This window comes from Rhodopila sp. (assembly GCF_035548235.1).
GTDB lineage: Bacteria > Pseudomonadota > Alphaproteobacteria > Acetobacterales > Acetobacteraceae > Rhodopila.
Genome location: NZ_DASZTJ010000265.1, coordinates 1 through 5,297 on the forward strand (window position 1 = coordinate 1; position 5,297 = coordinate 5,297).

3 protein-coding genes are annotated in these 5,297 nt (G+C 66.0%); 1 reads left to right on the forward strand and 2 read right to left on the reverse strand.

Annotation, left to right across the window (positions count from 1 at the left end; genetic code table 11):
- Both VHB27_RS21195 and VHB27_RS21200 read right to left on the reverse strand, forming a co-directional pair.
- Positions 1-1,904: family 10 glycosylhydrolase (locus VHB27_RS21195; RefSeq protein ID WP_325604312.1), on the reverse strand; the 1,904-nt coding region annotated here is incomplete at its 3' end.
- A gap of 193 nt (positions 1,905-2,097) precedes the next feature.
- Entirely contained in the window at positions 2,098-4,026 is a 1,929-nt protein-coding gene (locus VHB27_RS21200) for an ABC transporter substrate-binding protein (protein WP_325604314.1), read from the reverse strand.
- Positions 4,027-4,164: 138 nt separating this feature from the next.
- Between VHB27_RS21200 and VHB27_RS21205 the strand changes: the two genes are divergently transcribed.
- A complete protein-coding gene (locus VHB27_RS21205) occupies positions 4,165-5,187 on the forward strand; it encodes a LacI family DNA-binding transcriptional regulator (protein WP_325604316.1) in 1,023 nt (340 codons plus the stop codon).
- The last annotated feature ends 110 nt before the right edge of the window (positions 5,188-5,297 follow it).

The window sequence follows — 5,297 nt, forward strand, 5'->3', positions numbered from 1 at the left end:
GGATTGGTCAGGTTGAGCAAGGCAACGATCAGCTGGTCGGGCGCGGTACGGACGGCGATGTCGATGACGCCACGGCCGCTCACCGTTACGTCCGGGGTCTTGCCAAGCGCCCAGTTCACGGCATTTTCGAGGAGACGGCCGTGGTCGCGCGCGAGGGACTGCCAGAAGACCTCGCCGATGTTCCAGGGGATATAGACGACGCGTCCCCCACGGCCGGTTTCCCGGGCGATCACCGCGGCGCCGCGCGGCTCCTCGCGCGGATAGACCTCTTCCATCGGCAGGTCCGGGAAATCCGGGACGTAAAGGAAGGGCGTTGCCACCCCGGGTTCGGCCTCGACGTCGATGAGATAGGTGCCCCCGATGATCCGGGTTGCGCCGTCATAGCCTCGGTTGACCGGATGGTCGTCGGCGAGGGCCACGTAGGTGTTCTTCACCACGCCGCGCGCCGGCCGGGTGAGGTGCGCCCCAAACACGTCGGCAAGCGCAAAGTCCGGGCGCGGCGCGCCGGTTTCGTCGCGCAGCGACGTTTCGTAGGCCGCAACCAGGCTGCCGCCGTTCTCGACATAGGCCCGCAATGCGGCGCATTGCGCGTCGGAGAGGCAGGCTGCATTGGGCAGCACGACGACCCTGAAGGCCCCGAGGTTTTCGGGCGTCATCCGCTGGTCGGAGATCATTTCGAACGGGAGCCGCGCTTCGACCAGCGCGTGGTAGGCGCCGAGATCGTGCACTTCGGCCCGGGCGTGCTCTTCGCGGGGGAAGAGGCGATGCGTCGTGGCCGGATCGATCAGGGCGATTTCGGCCGTCGCCCGCGTCGCGGCAAAGGCTTCGGCCACATCGGCGTGGCGGCCGAACGCCTCGGCCATCGGTTCGATCCAGCGCGGATCGGGGATGACGCCGTTGAACTTGGTGAACCAGGCAGCCATGCCCTGCACGGTGCCGTCCTCGACCCAGAGCTGGATCTCGTCGCCCGTCTGCACCGAATCCTTCCAGCGGTTTTCCTCGAGACCGACCGACGTGATGAGCACCGCCGGCCGATCGGGGAAGCCGCCCCGCATCCGCTTGCCCGCGCGGCCCGCCGACCAGGCGACTTCCACCCCCTGGCGGGCCTGGTGGTCGACCACGAGGAAGGGGCAGTGCTTCTCGATCACGGAGAGATCGAATTCCTGCAGCGAAGCGCTGCCCATGTTGGGAATGAAGCTCGCGTGGGGGCGGACCGACTTCACCACCTCGTCCCATTCCACGATGAGGTTGGTCAGCACCTCGCGCCGCCATTTCACCCAGGCCTGCCAGGCGGGGTCGGTGGCGTCGGTGCTGCGCGGCAAATCGAGTCCGGTCGCCGCGCGGAAGCGGGTCGTGCAGCTTTCGCAATAGCACACGCCATGCCCTTGCCAGCGGTTGGCGAAGATCGCGTCGATGTCGTAGTTGCGGGTGATCTCCTCGATCACCTGCGGCATGAACCGGGCGTTGTAGTCGCCATAGGCGCAGGTCACCCACACCTCGGGAAAGGCCCAGTGCCGGCGGGGGCGGCCGTCCCTGTCGACCGCGATCCACTCCGGGTGCGCATCCGCGGCATCCTGGTGAATGGCGTGCGGATCGACGCGCGCCATGACGTGCATGCCGAGACTGCGCGCGCCGTTGACGAGCGTGCCGAAGGGATCGCTGTCGCCAATGAACCGGCTGACGTAGTGCAGCGGCACCTTGCTGGGGTAGTAGGCGATGTAGCCGCCGGCGCTGAGGCAGGTCGCGTTGGAACGCGTGCGGCGGAAGATATCGATCCACTGGGCCGGATCGAACCTGACCGGATCGTCTTCGGCCAGCGTCAGCTGGGTCCAGCGGGTCGCCGTCTTGTACCAGTCGGGGGTGCGCAGCGTTCCGGCGGTTTCGTTCCTGGCGTCGAGCATCATTGGTCTTTCGATTTCAGCGGAGCCGGGCGCGACCGCTTCTTCCCTTCTCCCGCCTGCGGGAAAAGGTGGCGCGCGGCGCCCGGATCAGAGTCAGGTCGAATGGCGGGTGCAGGCCCTGCCCCGGGGCCGGCACCCTCCCCCGCACGGGAGAGGGGACGGGACGTCACGGCCGGTGGCCCATTTCGACCAGGCCCTAGGCCTTGTAGAACTGCTCCGGCCGCGTCGGCGCCGGGGTCGGCCAGCCGAAAGAGTTGGGCATGGTCTTCGTGAAGTTGTGGAGATTGTTCTTCACGATGCCATAGCCCGGAGGGATCTGCGTCACGCCGAAGACGTAGAACTCGTCCGCCGCGTTCTGCAGGATCTGCTTCATGATGTCCTTCTGCTTGGCCGGGTCGGAGGTCGCCTGCAGCTGGTCGTAGAGGGCCATCGACTTCTTGGTGAGGTCGTCGGGCTCGATCGCGTCCTTGTTGTCGCGGGCCTGGTACCAAAGCTGCCATCCCGGCGCGTAGACCGCGTTGTTGTTGGTCGGCACGTAGTAGCGGGGATCGAGCATGGCGGCGATGCCGCCATTGGCGCCGAACTCGTGGCAGGTCGCGTCGAAATCGCGGCCCTGGCGGACACGCGTCTCCCAGAGCGAGCGGTCCATGGTTCGCACCTGCGCGTCGATCCCCACCGCCTGGAACATCGGCACGACCAGCTGCAGCATGTCGATGAAGACGGCGCGGGCGTTGTCGATCTCGAACGTGATGGTCAGCTTCTTGCCGTTCTTGTCGAGCCGAATCCCGTCATCACCCTTGTTGGGGATGATCTTGTCGAGCATGGCGTTCGCCTTGTCCGGGTCGAACTCGGTGAATTGGGTTGCCAGCTGCTCGTTGTAGAGCGGGTCGGACTTGAGGATCGAAGGCTGCGCGGGGGCGCCCTGCCCGACCAGCACGGTATCGATCAGCGACTGGCGGTCGAGCGCCAGCGACATCGCCACCCGGAAATCCTTGTTCTGGAACAGCTCGCGCCGGACCGGGTCGTTGTGGTTGAGGTTGAAGCAGAACACCATCTGGTTCGCTTCGGTGGAGTTCAGGGTATAGAAATCATAGTTGCCCTGCTGCCGGTTGTCGTAGAGCACCGACTTGTTGGCGGGCGTGCCGATATACTGGTCCATCATGTCGATCTGGCCCTGCATGCATTTGAGCAGCAGCACCTGCGGATCGGCGACCATCTGGTAGACGACGCGATCCATGTAGGGCAGCTGGTTGCCGCTGGTGTCGACCTTGAAATAGTAGGGGTTGCGGACGGCGACCGCCTGCTGCACCCCTGCCCCCGGCGCGGTCTGGAACTGCCAGGCGAAGAGCGAGGGGCGATTGCCGTTCTGGAAGAAGATGTTGTCGTCCTGAAAGCCGGCTTCCTGCTGGAACAGGGCGACCCATCCGCCCAGCCCGCGTTGCTTGGCGAGATCGTCAGCCTTCGGGTTGTAGTCGATGTGGAACTGGCTGAGGTAGTGCTTGGGCGTCCGGGTGGTCTGGTCGTTGTTGGCCCAGGCGATGTTGAGCGGGAAGAAGCCGTTGGGCTTTTCGAACGTGACCTTGAAGGTCGTCTCGTCCACGACATCGAGCTTGGCCGGCTTGCCGCCCTGCTTCCAGTGGGCGTTGCCCACGAACGCGACGCGCTTGTCGGTGAGGCAGGTGTCGTACCAGAATTTCACGTCGTCGGTGGTGAAGGGCTCGCCGTCCGACCACTTGAGCCCCTTGCGAAGCTTGATCGTGTAAACTTTTGAATCGGCATCCGCTTCGACCGACTCGGCGACATTGGGCGTGACCCCGCTCCAGTCGGGCGTGAAGCGCACCAGGGGCTCGTAGGCCTGGTAGCGGAAGAGCATCGAAAGACCCCCGCCCCCGACCAGCGCCATGTTCCAGTCGCCCCCATAGGTCCCGACCTTTTCGGTGGGGGTGATGACCAGCGGATTTTCCGGCAGCCGCTGGCCGACCGGCGGCAGTTTGCCACCGGACACCTGGTCCTTGAGGCTCGGCGGCTCGACATAGTCCTTGGCGAACGCCGGGATCGCCGGCAGGGCGGCGAGTGCCACCGAGGCGCTGGACGCCGCCATGAAGGCGCGACGGCTCATCTTCATCATCAAACGATCCTCCGCAGCTGGTCGTGCTAACTGGATTTGCTGTTTTTCTGTTCGTTAGCTAAACTCAGCGTGCAAATTATCGTCTGTTAGGTAAAGCGTTATGTTCGCCCACACGGGCGGTGGATAGGGATTTCAATGGCGCGCGTCAGGCTGGCCGACATCGCGGAAGAACTGGGTCTGTCGAAATTTGCGGTGTCGCGCGCCCTCGCCGGCAAGGATGGAGTGAGCGCTGAAACGCGCGAACTCGTCGCCGAGGCGGCCGTCCGGCTGGGCTATGTGAAGGCCCCGCCGCGGGTCGATGCGGAGGTGCAGCTCATCTTCCACGACCATGATCCGGTGAACAGCGAGCTCGCGATGCAGATCCAGTCCGGCGTGCAGAGCGAGGCGTCTGCCCTCGGGGTTTCCCTGCGCATGGGCTGGACGCACGACCCGGAACAGGTCGGCGCGCTGTCGCGCGGCAGCAGCGGCGTGATCCTTTTCGGTTCACACTCCCCGGAGGCGATCAGGGCGGTCCGCGCCACCGGACGACCGGTGGTGCGGGTCGGCTGGCTCAGCCCCCTCGAGCAGATCGACCAGGTGATGGGGGCGGACCACGAGGCGGGCGCGGCGGTCGGCGACTTCCTCCATGCCCTCGGGCACCGCGAGGTGGCCTATGTCCATGGGACGCCCGGCTTTCGCGGGCGCATGGAGCGCCTCTTCGGCCTGCGCGAAACCGCCGAGGTCGAGCACGGCATGGTGGTGCACGAGCTCAAGTTCGGCGACAACGCCCAGTTTTCGGAGGCGTATCGCCGGCTGCGGACGGAAGCGCCCGAGGTCACGGCCTTCTTCTGCGCCCATGACGGCCTTGCGCTCACCGTCGTCTCCGAACTGCTGCACCTCGGCTACAAGGTCCCCGAGGACATGACGGTCGTCGGCTTCGGCGATTTCACGGCCGCCCAGCAGATCACGCCGACGCTGACGACAGTGCGGCTCCCGGGGCGCGACATGGGGATTGCGGCGATCCGCCTGCTCATGGACCGCATCCGGCTGGGCGCCCGCAACATCGCGTCGGCGCAACGGCTCTTCCTCGTGCCGCAGATCGTCGAGCGGAACTCGAGCGGTCCCCGGCGGATGAGAGTCAACCGGGCCGCCGGCGCCATGGTCCGCGGCCGAAGCTAGAGCCCCCGCCGGTCGGCTTTGCGGCGGCCCGGCATTCACTCATCCGGCGCCCTATCGGCAATTTTGCGGTGCATGCGGAACCGGCTCAGACGGCCGGCCCCGCATGCTCA

Excerpts from the sequence above, each read along its gene's own strand:
- VHB27_RS21200 (WP_325604314.1), bottom strand. The coding sequence starts at position 4,026 with ATGAAGATGAGCCGTCGCGCCTTCATGGCGGCGTCCAGCGCCTCGGTG.
- VHB27_RS21205 (WP_325604316.1), top strand. The coding sequence starts at position 4,165 with ATGGCGCGCGTCAGGCTGGCCGACATCGCGGAAGAACTGGGTCTGTCG.